Origin of the sequence: Affinundibacterium baiyunense (assembly GCF_018139645.1) — a bacterium.
Taxonomy (GTDB): domain Bacteria; phylum Pseudomonadota; class Gammaproteobacteria; order Burkholderiales; family Burkholderiaceae_D; genus Undibacterium; species Undibacterium baiyunense.
The window spans coordinates 1-20,647 of sequence record NZ_JAGSPM010000012.1 but is presented as its reverse complement, the minus strand read 5'-3'; the positions used below and the strand labels follow the sequence as shown (position 1 = coordinate 20,647).

Annotated in this window: 17 protein-coding genes; 9 read left to right on the top strand and 8 right to left on the bottom strand. The window is 44.3% G+C overall.

The window, feature by feature from the left end:
- The first annotated feature begins 33 nt into the window (after positions 1-33).
- From KDM92_RS16185 to KDM92_RS16170, 4 genes are all read left to right on the top strand, one after another.
- Positions 34-249, top strand: a complete 216-nt coding sequence (locus KDM92_RS16185; protein WP_212685466.1) for a DUF6500 family protein — start codon at positions 34-36, stop codon at positions 247-249.
- Between the two features lie 39 nt (positions 250-288).
- Positions 289-735 (top strand): nucleoside triphosphate pyrophosphohydrolase family protein, encoded by a 447-nt coding sequence (locus tag KDM92_RS16180; RefSeq protein WP_212685465.1) that lies wholly within the window; start codon positions 289-291, stop codon positions 733-735.
- Positions 736-738: 3 nt separating this feature from the next.
- Positions 739-1,344: a DUF2306 domain-containing protein gene (locus KDM92_RS16175; RefSeq protein ID WP_212685464.1), complete on the top strand. Its 606-nt coding sequence runs from the start codon at positions 739-741 to the stop codon at positions 1,342-1,344.
- Between the two features lie 152 nt (positions 1,345-1,496).
- Complete coding sequence (locus KDM92_RS16170) at positions 1,497-2,318, top strand: SDR family oxidoreductase (protein ID WP_212685463.1); 822 nt, start codon at positions 1,497-1,499, stop codon at positions 2,316-2,318.
- 72 nt (positions 2,319-2,390) lie between these two features.
- Here KDM92_RS16170 and KDM92_RS16165 read toward each other — a convergent pair whose 3' ends face one another.
- Together KDM92_RS16165 and KDM92_RS16160 are read right to left on the bottom strand one after the other, a co-directional pair.
- Positions 2,391-2,726 (bottom strand): zinc ribbon domain-containing protein YjdM, encoded by a 336-nt coding sequence (locus KDM92_RS16165; RefSeq protein WP_189347626.1) that lies wholly within the window; start codon positions 2,724-2,726, stop codon positions 2,391-2,393.
- A gap of 285 nt (positions 2,727-3,011) precedes the next feature.
- Entirely contained in the window at positions 3,012-4,877 is a 1,866-nt protein-coding gene (locus tag KDM92_RS16160; RefSeq protein ID WP_230408387.1) for a pre-peptidase C-terminal domain-containing protein, read from the bottom strand.
- A 443-nt stretch (positions 4,878-5,320) separates the two neighbouring features.
- On the opposite strand from KDM92_RS16160, the gene KDM92_RS16155 reads away from it, so the two are divergent.
- Both KDM92_RS16155 and KDM92_RS16150 read left to right on the top strand, forming a co-directional pair.
- Positions 5,321-5,620, top strand: a complete 300-nt coding sequence (locus tag KDM92_RS16155) for a hypothetical protein (protein ID WP_212685462.1) — start codon at positions 5,321-5,323, stop codon at positions 5,618-5,620.
- Between the two features lie 151 nt (positions 5,621-5,771).
- Positions 5,772-8,762: a tetratricopeptide repeat protein gene (locus KDM92_RS16150; RefSeq protein ID WP_212685461.1), complete on the top strand. Its 2,991-nt coding sequence runs from the start codon at positions 5,772-5,774 to the stop codon at positions 8,760-8,762.
- 344 nt (positions 8,763-9,106) lie between these two features.
- Here KDM92_RS16150 and KDM92_RS18665 read toward each other — a convergent pair whose 3' ends face one another.
- From KDM92_RS18665 to hmgA, 3 genes are all read right to left on the bottom strand, one after another.
- On the bottom strand, positions 9,107-9,889 hold the full coding sequence (locus tag KDM92_RS18665; RefSeq protein ID WP_329603172.1) for a DUF2846 domain-containing protein: 783 nt from the start codon (positions 9,887-9,889) through the stop codon (positions 9,107-9,109).
- Between the two features lie 239 nt (positions 9,890-10,128).
- On the bottom strand, positions 10,129-11,457 hold the full coding sequence (fahA, locus tag KDM92_RS16140; protein WP_212685460.1) for a fumarylacetoacetase: 1,329 nt from the start codon (positions 11,455-11,457) through the stop codon (positions 10,129-10,131).
- Between the two features lie 75 nt (positions 11,458-11,532).
- The gene (gene hmgA, locus KDM92_RS16135; protein ID WP_212685459.1) at positions 11,533-12,828 is read right to left on the bottom strand and encodes a homogentisate 1,2-dioxygenase; all 1,296 of its coding nucleotides are present in this window, start codon (positions 12,826-12,828) and stop codon (positions 11,533-11,535) included.
- A gap of 181 nt (positions 12,829-13,009) precedes the next feature.
- Here hmgA and KDM92_RS16130 point away from each other — a divergent pair, with 181 nt between their 5' ends.
- On the top strand, positions 13,010-13,921 hold the full coding sequence (locus KDM92_RS16130) for a LysR family transcriptional regulator (protein ID WP_212685458.1): 912 nt from the start codon (positions 13,010-13,012) through the stop codon (positions 13,919-13,921).
- Between the two features lie 94 nt (positions 13,922-14,015).
- Here KDM92_RS16130 and KDM92_RS16125 read toward each other — a convergent pair whose 3' ends face one another.
- The 3 genes from KDM92_RS16125 to KDM92_RS16115 all read right to left on the bottom strand — a co-directional run bounded on the left by KDM92_RS16125 (position 14,016) and on the right by KDM92_RS16115 (position 18,535).
- Entirely contained in the window at positions 14,016-16,025 is a 2,010-nt protein-coding gene (locus KDM92_RS16125; protein WP_212685457.1) for a S41 family peptidase, read from the bottom strand.
- Between the two features lie 473 nt (positions 16,026-16,498).
- Positions 16,499-17,899 (bottom strand): M64 family metallopeptidase, encoded by a 1,401-nt coding sequence (locus KDM92_RS16120; protein ID WP_212685456.1) that lies wholly within the window; start codon positions 17,897-17,899, stop codon positions 16,499-16,501.
- A 162-nt stretch (positions 17,900-18,061) separates the two neighbouring features.
- Positions 18,062-18,535: an Hsp20 family protein gene (locus KDM92_RS16115; RefSeq protein ID WP_212685455.1), complete on the bottom strand. Its 474-nt coding sequence runs from the start codon at positions 18,533-18,535 to the stop codon at positions 18,062-18,064.
- A 463-nt stretch (positions 18,536-18,998) separates the two neighbouring features.
- Between KDM92_RS16115 and KDM92_RS16110 the strand changes: the two genes are divergently transcribed.
- Together KDM92_RS16110 and KDM92_RS16105 are read left to right on the top strand one after the other, a co-directional pair.
- Positions 18,999-19,406, top strand: a complete 408-nt coding sequence (locus KDM92_RS16110) for a hypothetical protein (protein ID WP_212685454.1) — start codon at positions 18,999-19,001, stop codon at positions 19,404-19,406.
- A 360-nt stretch (positions 19,407-19,766) separates the two neighbouring features.
- On the top strand, positions 19,767-20,399 hold the full coding sequence (locus KDM92_RS16105; protein WP_212685453.1) for a head GIN domain-containing protein: 633 nt from the start codon (positions 19,767-19,769) through the stop codon (positions 20,397-20,399).
- The last annotated feature ends 248 nt before the right edge of the window (positions 20,400-20,647 follow it).

Genomic DNA, 20,647 nt, shown 5'->3' with positions numbered 1-20,647 from the left:
GATAGCGAATTTGAGTAAATTAGGAAAATCAAAGTGCAAGAAAAATTGAGGCGAAAAATCATTGCGGTGTGCGAGCAAAAAATTGCGCAAAAGGGGGCTAATGTTGGTTTGTCTTTTTATGCTTTTTTTGCGAATAGAAATGACGATCCTGCATTGTTGATGGAAGCGGCAACTTGGTGGATTCAAACACATCAGTTAGATCATTTTGAAAAAGCTGAAAAGATAAAACAGCTAGTCGAGACGATTTGATTTGCTAGTGACGATAAATAGATAAAAGAGGAGAATTCGATGAGTGCATTTTCAGAAGATATTAAGAAATTTAACGGCATCTACAAGTTACCAGTGAGCCCGACACCGACGCTGGATGTTGGTGTGCCTGCAGCGGAGAGAATGGCGGCTTTCAAAGATATTTTGTTGGAGGAAGTGCACGAAATAGATGAGATCATCGCTGCGCAACAAGCGGGAAAAGATCCACTAGAAGTCTTGACGATGTTGGCGGACTTATTAGGCGATATACAAGTCTACTGCGCTTCTGAAATGGCAAAATTTGGCTTGCCTTTGGATCAAGTATTGTCGATTATCATGCAATCCAATTTTTCAAAACTCGGCGCAGATGGTTTGCCGATTTATGATGAGCGCGGCAAGGTAATGAAAGGCCCGAATTACTGGAAACCAGAACCCAAGTTGCAAGCGATGTTGACAGAAATGACGACCACAAATTCTTCAACCAAATAAGCAATGTCAAAGAAAATATTGTACGGCTTGATGTTGCTGATGAGTTTTGCGGTTGCTGCCTATGCGACGATTGCTTATGCTGCTTTTCCTTTGGGAAGTTTGGTGCATCCCGATATGAGAATCAATTTTGAAAATCATCGTATCGCCGTTTATTTGCACATCTTTGCATCTTGTTTAGCGCTCCTAATCGGGCCGTTGCAGTTTTCTAAGCGTTTGCGCGCGAGTCGCCAGATGTTGCATCGTCACTTAGGCAAAATTTACTTAGGGTTTGGTGTGGTGCTTGGTGGTTTGTCAGGATTGTTGATTGCGGTATTTGCCTATGGCGGACTTGGCTCGAATTTGGGATTCGGTATTTTGGCTGTTTTATGGTTGTTCACTGGTGCGCGTGCGTATTGGGCGATACGGCGCGGTGATGTGATCGATCATCAACGCTGGATGATACGCAATTTCTCTCTGACCTTAGCAGCGGTTAGCTTGCGTATTTATTTACCTTTATCGATGGTTTTTGGCTGGCCATTTGACTTGTGCTATCCCATCATTTCTTGGTTATGTTGGGTGCCGAACTTACTCATCGCCGAATGGATTTTTAATCGTCCTCTATCAGTTTGATTTTTGACCTGAAACTATTCCGAAGGAGAAACTGACATGAACACCGCAATTGAATAAGGAGTTGGAATAAATCTTATCGTTGATTTGTATCGACATCTAACTCCTGATACTGGAAATATCTGATTCTAAAATTCAATTAAGGAGCATGTTTTATGCAACGATTACATCAAAAAATCGCACTGATTACCGGTGCAGCGCGGGGGATTGGCGCAGCTATTGCCAAGGCGTTTGTTGATCAAGGTGCCACCGTTATTGTGACCGATATCGATCATCAGTTAGGATCCGCCTTTGCAGCTTCTTTGGGTGCGCGAGCCCGCTATCTGCCTTTAGATGTGCGTGATGAAACCGCATGGCGATCGGTGATGGCTGAAGTTTTACAAAGTTACGGTGTTTTGCATGTGTTGGTGAATAACGCGGGCATCACTGGATTTGAGCGAGGCGTCGTTGCACATGATCCAGAAAACGCGAGTCTACAAGATTGGCGGGCTGTACTCGCTACTAATTTGGATGGTGTGTTTTTAGGATGTAAATATGCGATCCAAACGATGCGAAAAGCCAGTCAATCTGCCAAATTGCGCGGATCAATTATCAATATCTCGTCGCGCTCAGGTTTAGTCGGTATTCCTGCTGCAGCGGCTTATGCCGCATCAAAAGCTGCAGTACGTAATCACACTAAATCAGTCGCACTGTATTGCGCAGAACAAGGTTTAGCGATACGTTGTAATTCGATTCATCCGGCGGCGATCCTCACACCGATGTGGGAACCGATGCTAGGGCAGGGGGATGATAGAGCAGCTCGTATGCACGACTTGGTGCGCGAATGTCCGATGCAAAGATTTGGTTTGCCAGAAGAAGTGGCAGCGCTTGCTGTATTACTCGCTAGTGATGAAGCTGCGTATATGAATGGGACAGAACTGAATATCGATGGCGGGATGCTTGCCGGTTCTGTGCTGCGCCCAGTACCGAAGTCTTAGATAATTTGGTGGCGTCTGTTTTGCGGTAGTGGTAATCATTCACGTTTGTCACTACCGCTTTTTATTAGCGAACTAGACTTTTTTCAGGTAACATGCTTTCAGCATAAAGTTACCAGTATCCATCTTGCAATCGACTTCATGATCGCCACCGACTAAGCGAATGCTTTTTACTTTGCTACCTTGTTTTAAGGTGATTGATGAGCCTTTTACTTTAAGATCTTTGATCAAGACAACGGCGTCACCATCAGCTAAGACGTTACCGTTGGCATCTTTGACGATACGCTCATCGGACTCTTCTTCGATCGCTTGCATCGGCCACTCATGACCACAATCGGCGCAGACGTAATTGCTGTTATCAGGGTAGGTGTTTTCCATGCCACAAACTGGGCAGGCAGGTAATTGAGACATAATTTCTTTCAGTCGGGAGAAACAGGAGGCGTAAGTATAACCGACAGACGCACTTATTTTGCGCTCACGATGTTTGATGTAGCTCGACAAAGTCGCTTTTTGTCGATAAATAATGCGAAGTTAGTGATTTTTGTAAAACAAGAAGTTCGCTCAGATAGTCTCATGAGGCTTGTTACATGAATAAAACTGGTGAGCGTGTAGTGTATGCTCACCAGTTTTTGTACTTCTTACGAAGCGACCTTCTGGAGATGCTTGCGTAGCAGCTCCAGCAATATCGTCAATGGTTTAATTGACGGTAGCTTTTACTGTCAAGCTATTAAACGCTGAATACGCATATACACCGAGGTAGTAGCGCCCCGCGCTAGGTGCGTTGACCGTGCAGGTTTCAACCGATGTGGAACCATCTGATTTACATTTGTATGAAGACGTAGTTGGTTTAACCGATAGTTGCGAATAAATATCGGCGTCGCCATTTGCACCGTTTACATTAAAGACGATATTCGTTTTACCTGCAGGAACATCAATTGCGTAATACTTCCACGTGCCGGTTGTAGCACTTTGATTGCTGAGTGCGACGCCGCTGGTGAGCATAATGTCGGCAGGTGGTGTGCTGCCAGTGAGTGTCCCCTTCATGCCGTAGTAGCCGAGTGAGGAATAATTAGAGAATCCATTGGATGGTGTGCCCTCAGCACCGCCCGCGATCACTAAGCGATAATTGCCTGCACTTAAATTTAATGCGATGAATTCGGCTGAGCGATTCACTGCTTTGTTACTACTGGCGACCAAAGTGTTTGCAGAGTTATAGATTTTTGCGTCGACGTCTAACATCCCAAAATATTCGATGGGATCGATTTTTAAATCTAGTCTTCCGTTGCCGGTGACCGTGAAGTTAAATGTATCGGTATCACCTGTTCTTTCGATTTGTCCGAAGTTGGTAACAGGGCTGATGTTACCAGCGCTATCAAGGCTGAGATTTTTGCCCGATGGATTATCGTCTGCAACATACGGAATTGATTCATTCACATTCATGATGCGTAAATCATCTTCAAAGTTAGAGGCAGTGCTGTACTCGCCTTTACTCCAAGTCCAACGACTAGCTGCCCATTGCGAGCCCATCCAATAATTGCCCATGATTGGTCCCCATTGATAAGCAGCGATGCCTTCAAAATATTCGCCGCCACTTCCTCCTCTGTCGTGATTCATCCCCATTTGATGACCGATCTCATGTGCTGCGGTCATCCCTATGCCATAGCCGTAGTCAAAACCGCTGGATGGATTGCGATATAGAGTACCAGCAGCAGTGGTGCCAAATGAGCTTAACGGAGCGTTAGATCGACCATCTTGATTTACAAAGTTCAAGACACCTGTACGCAAAATATTGGCAGATTTTGCCGCGTTATAAACTGCTGGATTTGTTGTGATATTGATGTTGTACATCGAGTATTGATCAGCAACAATTTGCCATACGCGATACATGTTTTCTTTTGTCACCCCATTCAATGGGGTAGTACCACTCATCACTGCGGAATGATTTAAATAAAATACCCATGGACTGCCAGGTTTGCTTTCTAGCTTGGTTACATCTTCGTTGTTGTACGGGCCAATATGACGCGCTTGTCTCAGTGCCATTGGGCTGTATACAGGATGGATTGCACCAGCAAGTGTATTAAAGCTGGTTGCCTTTAACCAGTTCTCATCCAAGTCAGGAACGACTTTGCTGATCGCGACTTCAGTTACACTGACTATCCCTTTGGCATCTGTGCTGTACTCGTAAGCTTTTTTCTCATCATGTCGAACTAAATAGCCACGTAGATTTTTTTCTGTCCCTTTCAAATAGAAGTGCGAGTTCGCGCTACCACGTGCTTTACCTGATACAGAGACCAAACCATCTTTCAGTTGGTAATCGGTGATCTCGGTATCCAGATGTTTATTTTTTGCTGTACTCACCTCGCCAGAGCGCATAAAACTAGCATTAGGATTGGCGTGCTGCGCCCCTAAGCTACGAATCAATGCTTGTGCGGTTCCAATTTCTTGGCGTGCTCCATCTGCTGCCGTCACGTTGAATGCACTTAACAACAATGCACAAAGTAGGCCTGTGCTGAAAGTGCGAGGCTTTGCGTTAAAGGTTTTTTTGTTGGTATATTTTTTCATGTGGGTCTCCCAGTTTAAATTACGACAAATGTACGACTAATTCGCGACTAATGTGCTGTCACGCCTTTTTCATTGCATTTGCACCTAGCAAGAGCGCATTTATTGCTGCGAAATTACAGGGTTTGCTGTGTTTGTCGATGGCGCGAACGGGAAGTAGAACAGAAAAAAATGAAATTCAATATACCTTATATATATTGAAAACAAGAGAATTTGTATATACAAATAACATGATTTTTAGATAAATTTTCTTTGCTGCTCTGCGCTAGATATAATCGATGCCAATTCCATCTATTCACCAATGAATAATCATTTTTATTCTATTTTTATCGCAAGTGTATTGATTTATATTTATTTATTTTAATTGCAATTACATTGTGGTTTTTTGCTTAGTCACTAGTAAGGGCTAAGATAATGGCTAAGATTTTTTTCTTATAGAGTGAACTATGACGAACGAGATAATCCACTGTGATCAGCATGGCGATAGAACCGCCGTAATGAGTTGCGCACATATAGGTCATCAACCTTGTCATCATATTTATATCAATCCCGCTGACGATGAATATCCGGAGCAGGCTTGGTGCAATATTTGTGAACAGGCGCGAATTAAAGATCAAGGATGGTTTGATTACGCAGATGCAGTAGCAGACTGGCGTTGGATTTGTCGTTCTTGCTTGTTGAATGCAAGTGCACTGGCGGTCGAGTGTGTGCGTGTGGAGAATCCCGGCGTACCTAATGAGCGATGAGCTTATGTGTTTAAGACGATAGCGTTAAATCGATTACGATGAATGCGCTTACTAGCGTACAGCTGGTGAAAGTATAATTCTGTAGCTTGCCGGGCTTTAGCCCGATTGAGCATATCCCCACGCTTTTCGTTAGCAATTACTTGGCTGTGACATGAATATCGCATGCGACTTTAACTCTATCCTCCAGCAACACCAAGCAGGCCAATTGCAAGAGGCGCTAAGCGCTTACTTGGCCTTACTTGAGTCGTCTCCCAACCATGTGGATGCTTTAGTTTCTCTCGCTACGCTCTACTTACAACTTGGAAAATTAGATGAAAGCGCGCAGTATTTTGAGAAAGCGCTCGCGCTGCAACCAAGCAAGCTACTCGCCTTACATAATTACGGTTTGTGTTTGAAACAGCAGAAACTATTTGATCGCGCCATAGCACAATTTGATTTAGCGATCTCGGTGAATCCACAATATGAGCTCGCTTATAAAAACAAATTTGCATTGCTTGCCAGTATGGGGCGACATGAAGAGCGCATCGTGGGATTGCGGCACGCATTGGTTCATCTGCCAGGCTCGTTGGAATTGACTTTATTATTGGTGGCTAGCCTTCGTGCGCTGAAACAACATGACGAGGCTTTAACTTACATCGAAAACTTGTTACGCATCAAACCAGACTCAGAGATCGCGTACAACTTGCGAGGGAATATTCTCTTGGATTTAGATCGTGCTCAAGAGGCAGTTTTTTCATACCAGCAGGCGATTCAATTGCAGCATACGTATGCGAAAGCACACGGTAATCTTGGAATCGCTTATCTATCTCTTGCAAAATATAATGAAGCGCTTACTAGTTTTGATCGCGCACTAGAGCTGGACCCCAATTTGGTGGGCATGCCGAATAATCGTGCGAATGCACTCCAGAATTTGCACCGTTTCGATGAAGCTATTGCTGCTTATGACGAGATTTTGATACAAGCTCCACATGATTTTGTGGCCGCCGCGAATAAGGGGATGCTGTGTTTGCTGTTGGGAAGATTCGCAGAGGGCTGGCCTCTGTATGAAGCACGTTGGCATAACACTGCAATGTCGATTCATAAGGAATTATCAGCCTACCCTGTCTGGGATGGCACGGAATCGCTAAATGGGAAAACCATCATCCTGCATCCTGAGCAAGGTTATGGCGATACCATACAATTTAGTCGTTACGCTCGTGTGCTCGCGAAGTCCGCTGAGAAAGTCTATTTAGTCGTTAATCAGCCGCTTTTTCGCTTGATGCAAACTAGTGTTTCGCATTGGCCAGAGTGCGAACGGATTGAGGTGATTAGTGCCGGCGATCAGGTACCTGCATTTCATTATCAATTACCCTTGTTGACAGCACCATGCGTGTTGAAAACCGATTTAAACAACATTCCTAATTTTGGCACTTATTTGTATTGTGATGATGAAAGCCGCGCCAAGTGGTCGCAAATTCTGGGGCCAAGACTTCGACCTCGCATCGGTATCGTTTGGTCGGGATCAGACAAGCATAGCAATGATAAAAATCGTAGTCTGAGCCTTGCGGAATTGGCTTCGGTTCTTAGCGCCGAGTTAGCTTGTGATGTCGAATTTCACTCATTACAAAAAGAGATTAAGTCGGCTGATCTATCAACAATGGCAATGCTCTCGATGAGAGGTCATTCCAAAGATTTACAGAACTTCAGCGATACTGCCGCGCTAATTATGCACATGGATTTAGTGGTGAGCGTGGATACGTCGGTCGCACATTTGGCTGCCGGGCTAGGAATGCCGACTTGGATTCTTTTACCGCATGTTCCCGATTTTAGATGGTTGCTAGAGCGTTCCGATAGCCCTTGGTATGACTGTGTACGATTATTCCGTCAAACACAGGCACGAGATTGGTCTCCAGTGCTACAAAAAGTTGTGCGTGCTTGTAACGCGCAATTTCAGACGCATGCTGTCGTCGGCAAAGAGAATTTGCTTAGTCGCATGAATTATGCAAATCAATTGATCTCATCTGGACGATGGCACGAGGCCGAAGCGATTTTTCGGCAAGAGTTCGATGCACAGAGAGTGAGTGCGAAGCTCTACAATAACTGGGGCGTGGTATTGCAGAAATTGCGCAGGTTTGATGAAGCGCTTGCTGCTTTTGATGTATCGATGCAGATGGATTCCGATTATGTCAGTCCACGTCTAAATAAGTCCGTCTGTTTGCTTAGCTTAGGTCGGTTTGACGAGGGATGGCGTTTGTACGAATGGCGCTGGAAAAATGCGCAATGGGACAGCTCTCGAAGAAACTTGGGGCTGCCATTATGGTTGGGGCAAGAATCCTTAGCTGGTAAAAAAATTTTAGTTTATGCAGAACAAGGATTAGGCGACAGTATTCAGTTTTGTCGATTGCTACGCAATTTACTTGATTTAAAAGCGGTAGTGTCGCTTGAGGTGCCCAAAGCCTTGCTCGCATTGTTCCGATGCCTACCTGTTGCAGTTTATGAGAATGGAACAGCGCGACAAGACTACGATTATCAATGTCCATTATTAAGCCTGCCACTGGCCTTAAAACTTGGCACGGATAATATTCCACATGAAGTTCCTTATTTGCGAATTGAGCAGGAATTGCAAACTAGATGGCTCGAAAAAGTTTGCGCATATCAAACACCACTTCAGACAAGGAAAAAAATTGGTGTTGTGTGGGCAGGGTCGTCACGACACCATAATGATGCGCAACGTAGTTTGCCGTTTTCGATGTTTGCCAAAGTCTTGCAGAATGATGCAGATTTTTTCATTCTGCAAAAGGATATCAAGCACGCTGATCGCGTGGGTTTAAGCTTGATGCAAAGCTTTGGTAAGCGCATCTTTATCATGGAAGATGAACTGCAAGATTTAATCGATACAGCAGCGTTGATCAATTGCCTCGACTTGATAGTCTCTGTCGACACATCTGTCGCGCATTTAGCTGGAGCATTAGCCAAACCTTTATGTATATTGCTTCCATACGAGGCGGATTTTCGCTGGTTGCAAGATCGGTCGGACAGCCCATGGTATCCCACTGCGAACTTGTATCGACAGCAAGTTGTAGGTGATTGGAGTACCCCATTAAATTTGGTGAACGCACGTATTCATCGCTTGATTTTTGACGATCAGTCGCAAGTAAGCTGAGTCATTCGCGGTGTGGCTAGCTTACTTAGATTTTTCGTTACCATATAATTTGGTTAATGTGCCATTGATTTTTGCAGCTGGCACATCTTTGCTGTGAACAATGAACAATGAACAATGAACAAATCTAATTCCACAGACATAGTTGATCATGTGGATTCTCTCGCCTAGTGACGGAGATTAATTGATAGGCAGATAATTGTTCAGGCGGCATAAATTGATACTGTATAACTGGTAACAACTTTATCGACGATGACATCAATCATGATGGATACAAAAAAGCGTGCATAGAATGCACGCTTTTTGAGGTTTGATTGCAACGCTATAAAACTAAATTTTTTTCCAGCTTAAGGTGTGAATAGACTGCATTGACGTAATTCACAGCGCGCTTTGATTTCACGACCATCTTTGCAATTTACGCGATAGACTTCAACTGGGCCTTTTTTGTAAAGTAAACCTGCGCCCAAATCGGTTTCGCAACTATTTTGTTTGGCGATACGTTCTACTGTCGCGGATGAGACGCCAATTTCAAAGGGAACTTTTTGAATATTTAGGTTTGCCTCATCGACAGAAGAGCTGGGCTGCGGTGCTGATGACGTAGGGCTTGCCTGTTTGGTGTTCGCGGTTGTAGCGCTAGTATTGCGGTCTGTGGCAAGTGTAGGTGATGCATTTTTGGGTGCCTCCGAGCTAATTTCTAACAGCTTTGATTCTCGCACGCCAGCTTGACCTTGTTCTTGATCGACTAATTGCAATTTCGAACGTGCTGATAAGATGCCCATTTTCACTTCTTGCCAGACAAAATAATTCTTTCCTGCCTCTGTAATTAGATCGAGGCTAGTATCATTTTCCGCTCTTGAAACGATAGTGTGTTTTCCAGGAGGGACGTCAACTGCAAAATAAGTTTTTGATCCGGTTTTCCCGATTTCTTTGCCATTGAGTTCAACTGTCATACGAATGGCTTGTCCCATGAATTCGTTACGATAGATGTAAAGTTTGGCTTGATTAGGATTGGTTGTGAATGTCTTTGCCTTTGCGTCTTCGCTCACGCTAGCCGTTTTGACTGAAGCACATCCAGTTAACAAAGTCGCACCCAGAATCGAGATGATGGCAAATAGTTTATGTAAACGCACCATGGTTTTCCTGTATTAATAATAGCAAATAGGATATTCGTAAAATTCTGCAGCTATTTAAGCAAATTCTTGCTCCGAAGAGAAGAAATAATTGCTGTAAATGTTATGTAATCGGTGCAAGTAGTGGTTTTATGTGAAGCATGTTGAAAGATATTGCAATGAATGTGCTCTTTAATCATCCAAATAAAAAAGGCGCGCAAAATGTGCGCGCCATGTTTTAAGGTTTACTAAACCTTCTTTCAGCTCAAATTACGTGCAGGTAGTAATCGTCCTTCCACTTCGCCAAACCCAATTCGAGGCGTTCCCTCTTTTTGTGCCCAGCCACGCAAAATAACGCTGTCGCCATCTTCTATGAAGATTCTTTGCTCTCCGTTGCTAAGAGCGATTGGCTTTTTGCCGCCCTCGGTTAATTCTAACAAGGACCCGGCTTCTTCAGGTGCGGGACCTGATTGTGTGCCAGAGCCAAGGAAATCACCTGCGCGCAGATTACAGCCATTGACTGTGTGGTGCGTCACCATTTGCGAGACTGTCCAGTACGAATGACTAAAGTTGGAAAGCGACAAGCGTTGCGCAGGCAAGCCATCACGACGCATTTTTTCAGTTTGCAGTAAGACTTCAAGTTGAATATCAAATGCGCCAGTATTGCGCAAATCAGCGCTATCTAAATACGGCATAGGCTGTGGGTCCGCTGCATCACGAGTCCATGCTTTGCGATAAGGTGCTAAGGCTTCAAGTGTGACAACCCAAGGTGAAATCGTCGAAGCAAAGTTCTTTGCTAAGAAGGGACCTAAAGGTTGATATTCCCATGCCTGCACATCGCGCGCGGACCAGTCATTTAATAAACACATGCCAAATACATGTTGTTCTGCATGCTCGATATCTATCGCTTCGCCGAGTGCATTACCCTGACCAATAAAGATACCGACTTCACATTCGTAATCCAAGCGTTTTGCGGGGCCAAATGAGGGCGTCGTCGCATTTGGTGGCATGGTTTGCCCAATTGGACGACGGAATTGTTGTCCTGAGATACCGATCGATGATGAACGACCATGGTAACCAATCGGAACCCATTTGTAGTTAGGCAGTAAAGGATTATCTGGACGGAATAATTTGCCTACGGAAGTGGCGTGATGCACAGATGTATAAAAATCGGTGTAGTCACCAATTTGGGCTGGCAGAGCATATTCCGCATCTGCTTGTGCCACCAACGTACCGACCAATTGCTTTTGTGCGGCCGCGTTTTCACGCAAGGCTTTAGATAAGGCTAAACGAACTTGCGAAGACGTTTGATTCCCTAAATCCATCAAAGCATTCAGATTGCTTGCAGTCAACGCATGCGCTAAAGCGGCGTTACTAATGTCTGCAAAAACGCCAGCGTGCAAGGCAATGCTGAGATCTAAAATTTGATCTCCAATTGCTACACCGAGACGAAATTGTTCATTGCTTGCAGCGCGGCGAAATACGCCAAATGGCAAGTTCTGAATCGGAAAGTCGGTGTTGCCATCGTTGGCGGAAGTGACCCAGCTACGTAGCGCTGGATTATGTGTTTCATTTAGTTGTACGCTCATTCTTGAACTACCTTCTATAGACTTGAATTCGGGGTTTAGCGATTGCACTTATACTCAAACTCTGATATTCGAATATTAAGCTTGATTAGGATTGAAATTTTTCTTAATCCCTTGCCAGCACTGGAAATAATCTGGCTGCAATTGTGGTGAGTTCATCGCCGCGCGTGTTGGTTTGATGATGGTACAGGTTTCTATCATGAAGGCCATGGTGTTATCGACTTTCTGCGGTGTGCTAGTGTCAATATTGCTGGCTTTCTCAAAAGTTGGAGCATCCGGGCCGTGACCGCTCATGCAGTTATGTAAGCTAGCGCCACCTGGACGGAAACCGCCCGATTTTGCATCATATTGGCCATGAATTAAGCCCATAAATTCGCTCGCGATATTGCGGTGGAACCAAGGTGGGCGGAAGGTGTTTTCCGCAGCTAACCAACGTGGCGGGAAAATCACAAAATCAATCGTATCAACACCAGGCGTATTGCTTGGGGATTGCAAAACCAAGAAGATCGATGGATCTGGATGATCGTAGCTGATCGAACCGATGGTGTTGAAGTGGCGCAAATCGTATTTATAAGGCGCCATATTGCCGTGCCAAGCAACCACATCAAGTGGTGAATGCCCAATCGCCGCTTGCCACAGATTGCCACTAAATTTGGCGACCAATTTGAAATCGCCTTCGCGATCTTCATACCACGCTGTCGGCGTTAAAAAATCACGTGGATTGGCTAAACCATTCGAACCAATCACTCCCAAATCCGGCAACTTTAACATGACACCAAAATTCTCACACACATAGCCGCGCGCTTCACCATCCGGCAGCCTTACTTGAAAACGCACACCGCGAGGAATTACTGCGATCTCTTGTGGCTCAATATCGATCAAGCCCATCTCGGTTTTGATATGTAAACGGCCTTGCTGTGGAATGATTAATAGTTCTGCGTCGGCATCGTAAAAAAACTTATCTGTCATATCGCGATTGGCTGCATATAAATGAATCGCGCAGCCAGTTTGCGCATCCGCTGAACCATTGCCTGCCATCGTCAACCAGCCCTCGATAAAGTCGGTCGCTATAGTTGGCATCGGTTGCGGATCCCAACGCAATTGATTTGGCGTACTTGGCACCTGCGCAAAATCATTGGTCATATTGCCGTTATCAATTTGCACGAATGGTTGATGCATTGCGGCGGGACGAATGCGATAAGTCCAAGAACGACGATTTGAATGACGTGGTGCAGTAAATGCGGTGCCAGAAATCTGTTCCGCATATAAACCGTAAGCACATTTTTGTGGTGAATTTTGATTTGCTGGCAAGGCACCAGCTAAAGCTTCGGTCGCAAATTCATTGGCGAAACCACTCATGTATTTTGTTGTCATGATTTTATCCAAAAAGAGTAAAGCGATACGCCAAGAGCTTGCAGCAATCTAAGATCCAAATCACTGCTGCCGCGTATGGTCGCAAAAACACGAGAATTCGCTAATGTAGTGCAATCCACCTATTTTTGCGATATAAATACTAGAATGTAGGTCATTCATAAAATCAATAGTGGGGTAAGGTTTGATCGAAGCCAAAGACATTGATCTGAATCTTCTGGTGGTATTTCAAGAAGTATTTCAGGAACGCCAGATTTCTAGCGTTGCACGAAAATTGAACTTGTCGCAACCTGCGGTCAGTAATGCGCTTGCACGTCTGCGCAAAACCTTGAATGACGAGCTATTTGTGCGTACTTCTCTTGGTATGCAGCCGACACCCTTGGCGCAGCAATTGGCCGATCCAGTCGCTGCCGCTTTAGCTAACATCACAAAAGCGCTAAATCAACACGAAGCGTTCGATGCGCCAAGTAGCCAACGGCACTTCACAATTGCGATGACCGATGTGGGCGAAATGTATTTTATGCCGGTATTGATTGAGCAATGCCGTTTGCATGCGCCGCAGGTAAAAATCTCGACGGTGCGTGCGCATAATCTTGATCTCATGGCAGAAATGGAAACCGGTCGCATCGACCTTGCTTTAGGCGCATTTGACGAGGTATCGGGCGCGCTATATCACCGTCGTTTGTTCCAACAAGATTACGTCTGCATGTATCGTCAGCATCATCCCTTGATGAAGTCTAATATGTCGATGAAAGATTTTCTAAAGGCTGAGCAACTATTGGTCTCCACCACTGAAAGTCCGTACGACAAAATTAGCCAAAGCTTAGCGAAGGCAGGTGTGATCGCGAATGCGAGTTTCACCATTCCACACTTCTCTTCGGTTCCCTACATCATTAGTAGCACAGACTTGGTCGTGATCGTCCCCGAAAAGCTAGCGACCAGTGCAGCTGCTCCATTTCGATTGGCATCGATGAAGCCACCCATCAAACTACCAACACTGCAAACCAACATCTTCTGGCACCGTCGTTTTGCACAAGATGAAGGGAATCAATGGTTGCGTGCATTATTAGTGTCGTGCTTTTCAGATCGTGATTAGTTGATATTTTGATGCGACATTCTTGATGCCTGATCTCAGCTCCTTGAGAGTTTGAATGACTCTCAAGGAGGAAGATGCTTATTGCGGTTGTAGTTTAGTTCGTCACGCTCACCATGCGTTTGGTATTCCACAGTGGTGTGTGACCTGCATCAGTTCCAACGAAGGCGATTTGATATTGGTCGCCAAGTGCTTTTACTGGCAAATTTAAGGTGACAGTACGTGGGTTTCCATACACGCCAACGTAGTGACTCTTCAGTAGTACGTTATTCACATAGACTTTGACGTGCTCAGTGTTCGCTACCTCTAAGTTAAAGCTGCGCGTGCTGGCCGGAATACTCAAGATATTGCCGACAGGTGTTAAAAAACGGTGCAATGATTTAGGCGCAGGCTTTGCCAACAAAGTGTCTGCAATTTTGTCAAATTGGGTTTGGTCGCCATTGCTTAAATCACTTAATTGACGCGGCACTTGAACCGAAGCATTGCAACCGTGATCTTCAATCATCGTGCCATTATTGTAGCCACTACGGATGCTCTGACGCCACGACACACGCATTGAGACGCCACCTGGTAATATTGGGAAGATCGCTGGCGCAAAGGCATTAAAGAATGCGTGCTCCAACACGTTTGCTCCACCAGCGCCTGTTTTGGGATCTTCGCCAAACACAGTTGCAGCACCATTGTCTTGCATAGCGCAAGTGAACAAATCAGTTGCAGAATAACTGCGTGCATTCGCTAATACACCGACTGGTTTGTAGTACATCTGCCCCATGCTGTTCGCATCTGGGGCGGTAGTAAATACTCCCGTTTTGCTATATCGATTATTTGTGTTTCTAGCATCCGTAATTAGTTGGACCCAGTTTGGCCAATATTGCTTAAAGATATCTTGATTTAAGAAGTTAAAGTTCAGTGCGGTATTGAGCAAGCGTGCGGAGTTTGTGGTGGCATTACCCGGCATGAACATTTGTGGCAATTTGTCTGCATACACAATACTACCCCCGCCATTATTGCGGACATCAACAACTAAGGCATCGGTTGCAGCCAATTGATTGCGCAAGAGATTCGCGATAATCGCTAGTGCGCCGTTATCATTGACGCGGCTTGGGACAAATGAGCCGATACTGATATAGCCAAGTTTTTTAGTACCGCGATTGACGATAGCCCATTTAATCGATGGTTCTGTGGTTGCTTGCTTGGCGAATGCACCTTGATCCTGATTGAGATTCTTTTCAAGGAATTGGTTGTAACGTTCTTGAAATGGTTCATTACTCATCGCTAAAGCTTGAATTGCGGAAGCCATGTTCATGGTCTTGCCCGTGTTTGCCGCTGATGTGGTCGGACTTAAATCAGCGTCATCGTACTGGCTCATCCAAGGAATGGTGATGCTATATTCTTCGCCAGTTTGTGCAGATTTTAACTTCAAGCTGATACGATCTTTTGCTGGCGGCAGCGACGATGCTTGTGACGTAAATGTCATGGTTTGCAAGGCGCGCGAGAAGCCTGCATATAAGTTCGCGCCATTCCCGTTGATGACTTCTTTATCGACTGCTTGTTTGATTGGTAGGCCATCGTACTCTAAGACTAAGTCACCGATTTGTGGTTTGCGTTGATCTGGAAAAAATACATCGAAAAATACGCCATAAATACTGCTGATTCGGACTTCATTTTGATTCGTCGGTGAAGCAGTACGCGTAAAGTTAAATGGCAAAAAGCTGATGAACGCAGCATGTGGTAGTGGGAAGTTGTAATTCAAATGTAGATCACGTTGACTGACAAAAATTTGACTCAAATTTTTATGTAAATCAGTCGTGCTCAAGCTATCAATCGAGTTAACGACTGCTTGCACTTTAGCCGCTGGATCAACATGTCCGCTAAAGTTGGGGTTGGTGCCGTAGTACTCATTTTTTTGATAGCGATTGACGTACAAGTCGCGCAAGACGAGTTGAGATTGTTGCGCCAACAAAAGTTTTTCACTGCGAGTGAGTTCGTTAAATTTAATCAGCGGGCGAACGTTCGATAAGTAATTCGTTTTGATTTCTGCTTGCGCAAAACCTGTTGCGATCGACAGACTTAATATTGCTAGTTGGAAGTGATGCTTGACTTGCATAAAGGGGCTCCATTTGTTGGGTGCACAGTCTCGCTGTGCTATTTTTATATTGAGTAAAGACTGCATGCTTGACGATATGACATCAAGTTGGCGCAGTATGTTGCTCTCAATTTAACAAGTCAATTATGCAAATTTTAATTATAAATAACTAAAAAATCCTTTATTTTAGTGATTATCTAGGCTAGATAAAATTACTTGTCTATACCACTTTTGCGTTGAGCGGAATCAAATTAGTTGGATGGCAGTGTAGTTCAATCTAATGTCGATCGGTGCATAAAGGTGATAGCAATACCAGTGCTGAAGTGAAACATAAAATCGACGAAAGTCTTTATGCGATGCGCAAAGACTTCGGTCGATCTCATTTAGAAAAATTAGAGGTGGTGTGTGTTTAGCGTCACACAGAATCGTGCCATGTTTGACTGTCTGTGTCGTGGAGATGTCAAAAAGTTGTGGTTGATAATGCCTTGTTCGCTTTACCGCGAGTACAAATCAATAATCGTCGAAATTCCATCCTGACAAACTCGACAGAATTGCTCGCTACGGTCAAACATTAAGCATTGCATTTGTGAGCGGTAATAACCTTTTGCTTCATAGTTCGCACCTTCGAATGCGCCTATAGTTTGGTAATTTGGATCTTTACTAAATAATTGACTCGATTCGTGCAAATCTTTTTTGAACAAGGCACTCATTTCTGATTCTGGGCGATTGTTTTTTCTTAGTTCAGCACGTACTTTTTGGAATTGGCGCGCGGCATTTTCGTAGATTTCCTTTGGCCATGCAGTAGGTAGCTTTGTATCTGTGCTCAAATACTGTCTCCACTTCAATTGAGTTTTATCTTTTAAAGCGGTGACATTCGGTTCCCAAGGCTCGGTGTGAATTTCATTCCCTGTTTGGTAGGCAACCGGCGAAGTATAGTATTCGTCCGCCAAACCAGCAAAATGGTGACCAAACTCATGTACAAACAAGTAATTTGCCCAGTCACTGCCCGCCGCGGCGGTTGAGAATTGTCCAAAAATACCGCCACCGCCATAGGTGTCGTTATTGACTAGAATTTCAATGAATTCATAAGGTGCATGTTGAGCGATCTCGCGTAAGGCGCGATTGTCTAGGGTGAGTACATAGCGCTCACTGCCAAAAATATCATAGCTCGCCCCCGTTGTTGAAGCATGAAATTTTCCGGTTGATGGACGTGATACGCCCGCTTGTTTTGTGGGAACCGCTAAGCCCCAAACATTAAAGTCTTTTGCGCGCTCCTTGAAAGGCGACACCGTGAATAAAAATTGGCTTAGTCGTTTAGCGTCTGAGACAAATTTTCCCATTTGTTTTTGCGTATAGCCATCACCAATAATGAGTAAATCGACTTTATCCGTTGGCGCGCCGCTCACATGGATAGGAATAGGTTTGAGTTCGGCACCAGCTTGTTTTCTGATGACATCTGGCGCATCGGTATCGATATCCACATTCCATACCAATTGAAACTGGTTTTGCGCATCACGTTTCAAGATCCGTATGTTGACGGGTTTGGTCGGTTTGGGAAAACGCAAAGACTCTTGAAAGCCACGATCAATTTTGCTTGCTTCCGCGGTGCTTTGCCATTCCGCGAAGATGGTAGAGAATCCACGTGAATAAATTAATTCGCCGCTTGCTTTATCTCGCACCTCAAATAAATTCACGCCACGATTTGTTTGATCGATATTCTTATTTAGATTGCCAGGCCAAGGCAGCGGTTCGATTAACACGCGGTCTAAAGCAAAATGCTCGGTCTTTGCATTGCCGCTGTGTAGATAATCAACGCGAACCGTAGCGACTTGGGCAAAGCTGATATTAGCGATCCACAACAAACCAATACCAACTGCTTTGAGTAAAGATTGCATTTATTTCCCCCTTCAATATTTGTGTAAGTATTTTGCAGCGCGGACGCAAAAGCTTAACAGAGGAATAAACCGCGCTATTGAGAATCGCTATAAAAAAAGCGTGACTGTTGCCAGCCACGCTAGGAGGGGAACTTTAAAACTAAGTTGATTACTTGCGGATCATTATGCAGCCTGTAGTTGATCCGGTGCCGCGACATTGTTGACCGTGCGTAGTGGTTCGCCATCGATCAAGATACGACGAGGTTTGTGTGCTTCAGGAATTTCGCGTTGCAATTCAATATTGAGCAAGCCATTATCTAAGCGCGCACCAACGACTTTGACGTGATCCGCCAGACGGAAGCTGTGTTCAAAATCGCGTGAAGCGATGCCACGGTGCAGGTAGGTACCTTGGGTTTCTGGTTTTGCTTTGCGGCCAACTACTTTCAATACATCACGTTCAGTTTCAATTTCGATTTCACTGCGATCAAAACCGGCGACAGCCATACTGATGCGATATTGATCTTCATTGACCAATTCGATGTTGTAAGGTGGATAGCTTGGCGTTGCCTCGGCACGTTGTGCTTCATTGATGAGATGAGCTAAGCGATCAAAACCGATGGCGGAACGATAGAGTGGAGAGAAGTCAAAATTACGCATGATATATATCCTTATAAGTTGAAGCGATATGAATGAATTAAATTTGCAGACCTCACTTGAGCATCTGCTGATTCCGATATGTAGATGCGGAAAAGGCTTTTCAAGAGAAAATAACTTATATTTTTGAGGGACTTGAAAGGCTTATTTTTGCCCCCATTTCCTTTCGCTTTTTTTATGATCCTTAGTGATTTCTTTCGCACTGGAAAGTGAAGATATTTAATTTCCACTTTTTTGGTTTTTCTATATCAGTGGAAAATAACTGTGTGAAAAATGACGTGGTAAAAATGATCTAAATTTTTTAGGCAAAAAAATTTTTAAAAAAATTTGAAATTCGTGTCAACACAAAAAAACTTGAGCCCGTTGTGGATGTACGCAGCAAACACTGCGCAACAGCAAGACAAAATAAAGTTGTACCGGAATACAAAACTCACTTTAATTCATTTGATCTACATAGGAATTCATCATGAAAAAAATCGCATTGACTATCATCGCAACGACATTGTCTATGACTGCTGCATTCGCAAATGCAGAACAAACACCAGCGGCAAGTGCGAGCGCTAAGGCAGCAGTAGCAACGGCAGCAGCACCAGCAGCGTCTGCTGCTATGCAAACCGCTGCGCCAAAAGCAGCCGCAGCAGCGACAGCAGCCTCTAGTGCAGTCGCAAGCGCGGCAACTAAAGCGGCTAGTGTTCCAGCAAGTGCGCCAAGCGCTACTGCAGCAAGCGTACCAGCAGCTGCAAAAGCAGCAGCGAGTGCTGATGTGAAAGGTGCACCAGCAAAGCACGCTGACAAAGCAGTGAAAAAAGTAGAAAAAGCAGTTGAGAAAACAACTGAAAAGGCTGCAGCATCGGTACCAGCTGCAAGTAAATAAGTAAGAGAATTTGTCGCTGAGTAAAACAGTGATTTGGTAAGCAAATTCACTCTATGGCAATATCGTAGATCCGCAGCCTCAAGTACAAATAGGCAGTAAGAAATGTAGTGCAAAAGAACGGAAAAGTGTAATCACAAAACGGCGCATCTTTGCGCCGTTTTGCATTGAATGTGAGATGAAACTTGCGCGTTACGATAGATCAAAATGGTTTTGAAATGCTGCGCAGTTGATCGCGCTTTTTTGCATTCTGCTCCCAAGAACTGACATTTCATCTTTTTTCGCAGACAATTTTAAAAAATACTGGCAGACTCTCATCACTCGATGTAGTTCTTTACTTAATTTTTACTTACGGAGTTCCCCATGCGCAAATTCATCGTCTCTTGTTTCACTGTTGGCTTGGTGCTTGCTAGTTCTTTCGCTGCGGCGGGTGAGCAAGTTCGCAAAGTTTCTCCTTTCAATACGATTCGTACGCAAGGCGCTTTGTCAGTTGAAGTGGTGGTGGGTAGTGCACATTCAATTACTGTCAAAGGCGATGATAAATACATGGATAAAATTATTACCGACATTGCAGGTGATGAGCTATTGATCAGTTACAAAGAAAAGAAGAATATTCGCATTTCTGATGATTTGAAAGTGATCGTGACGATGCCGACCTTGACCAAGTTTAAAATGGAAGGCGCGGGTTTAACCACCGTTAGTAAAATCGCTGGCGAGCGTTTTGAATTAAATTACGAAGGCGTTGGATTATTAAAAATGAGCGGAAAAGTGCGTGACTTTAAATTGCGTGCACAAGGTGTAGGCTTTGTCGATGCGAAAGGCTTGGTAGCAGAAAATGTTGACGCCACAGTAGAAGGAATTGGCTCGGTTGAAGTCACCGCAACTGAAAAACTGAAAGCGAATGTACAAGGCATAGGCTCATTAAATTATTTTGGTAATCCTAAATCTATCAGTAAAACAGTTGATGGTATTGGTGGCGTGAGTGCTGGAAAATAATTCTTCCTTTGATTACTCTTGACGCTAGTAGACGATATTGCCTGATGGAGGTCGAGTGCAAGTTTAATGCAGATTAAATTGGATTAGATGAGGACAAAAAAGCCAGCGAAGAATGATATCTTAAACTGAACCCCAAAAGTTGGACACCAACTTTTGGGGTTTTTTAATGGCTAAACATACAGAAGAGTTTAAATACCGTGTAGTGCAAGAGTATTTAAGTGGCGCACTGGGGTATCTTGCATTAAGTA

Excerpts from the sequence above, each read along its gene's own strand:
- KDM92_RS16180 (WP_212685465.1), top strand. The coding sequence starts at position 289 with ATGAGTGCATTTTCAGAAGATATTAAGAAATTTAACGGCATCTACAAG.
- KDM92_RS16175 (WP_212685464.1), top strand. The coding sequence starts at position 739 with ATGTCAAAGAAAATATTGTACGGCTTGATGTTGCTGATGAGTTTTGCG.
- KDM92_RS16170 (WP_212685463.1), top strand. The coding sequence starts at position 1,497 with ATGCAACGATTACATCAAAAAATCGCACTGATTACCGGTGCAGCGCGG.
- KDM92_RS16165 (WP_189347626.1), bottom strand. The coding sequence starts at position 2,726 with ATGTCTCAATTACCTGCCTGCCCAGTTTGTGGCATGGAAAACACCTAC.
- KDM92_RS16160 (WP_230408387.1), bottom strand. The coding sequence starts at position 4,877 with ATGAAAAAATATACCAACAAAAAAACCTTTAACGCAAAGCCTCGCACT.
- KDM92_RS16155 (WP_212685462.1), top strand. The coding sequence starts at position 5,321 with ATGACGAACGAGATAATCCACTGTGATCAGCATGGCGATAGAACCGCC.
- KDM92_RS16150 (WP_212685461.1), top strand. The coding sequence starts at position 5,772 with ATGAATATCGCATGCGACTTTAACTCTATCCTCCAGCAACACCAAGCA.
- fahA (WP_212685460.1), bottom strand. The coding sequence starts at position 11,457 with ATGAGCGTACAACTAAATGAAACACATAATCCAGCGCTACGTAGCTGG.
- hmgA (WP_212685459.1), bottom strand. The coding sequence starts at position 12,828 with ATGACAACAAAATACATGAGTGGTTTCGCCAATGAATTTGCGACCGAA.
- KDM92_RS16125 (WP_212685457.1), bottom strand. The coding sequence starts at position 16,025 with ATGCAAGTCAAGCATCACTTCCAACTAGCAATATTAAGTCTGTCGATC.
- KDM92_RS16120 (WP_212685456.1), bottom strand. The coding sequence starts at position 17,899 with ATGCAATCTTTACTCAAAGCAGTTGGTATTGGTTTGTTGTGGATCGCT.
- KDM92_RS16115 (WP_212685455.1), bottom strand. The coding sequence starts at position 18,535 with ATGCGTAATTTTGACTTCTCTCCACTCTATCGTTCCGCCATCGGTTTT.
- KDM92_RS16110 (WP_212685454.1), top strand. The coding sequence starts at position 18,999 with ATGAAAAAAATCGCATTGACTATCATCGCAACGACATTGTCTATGACT.
- KDM92_RS16105 (WP_212685453.1), top strand. The coding sequence starts at position 19,767 with ATGCGCAAATTCATCGTCTCTTGTTTCACTGTTGGCTTGGTGCTTGCT.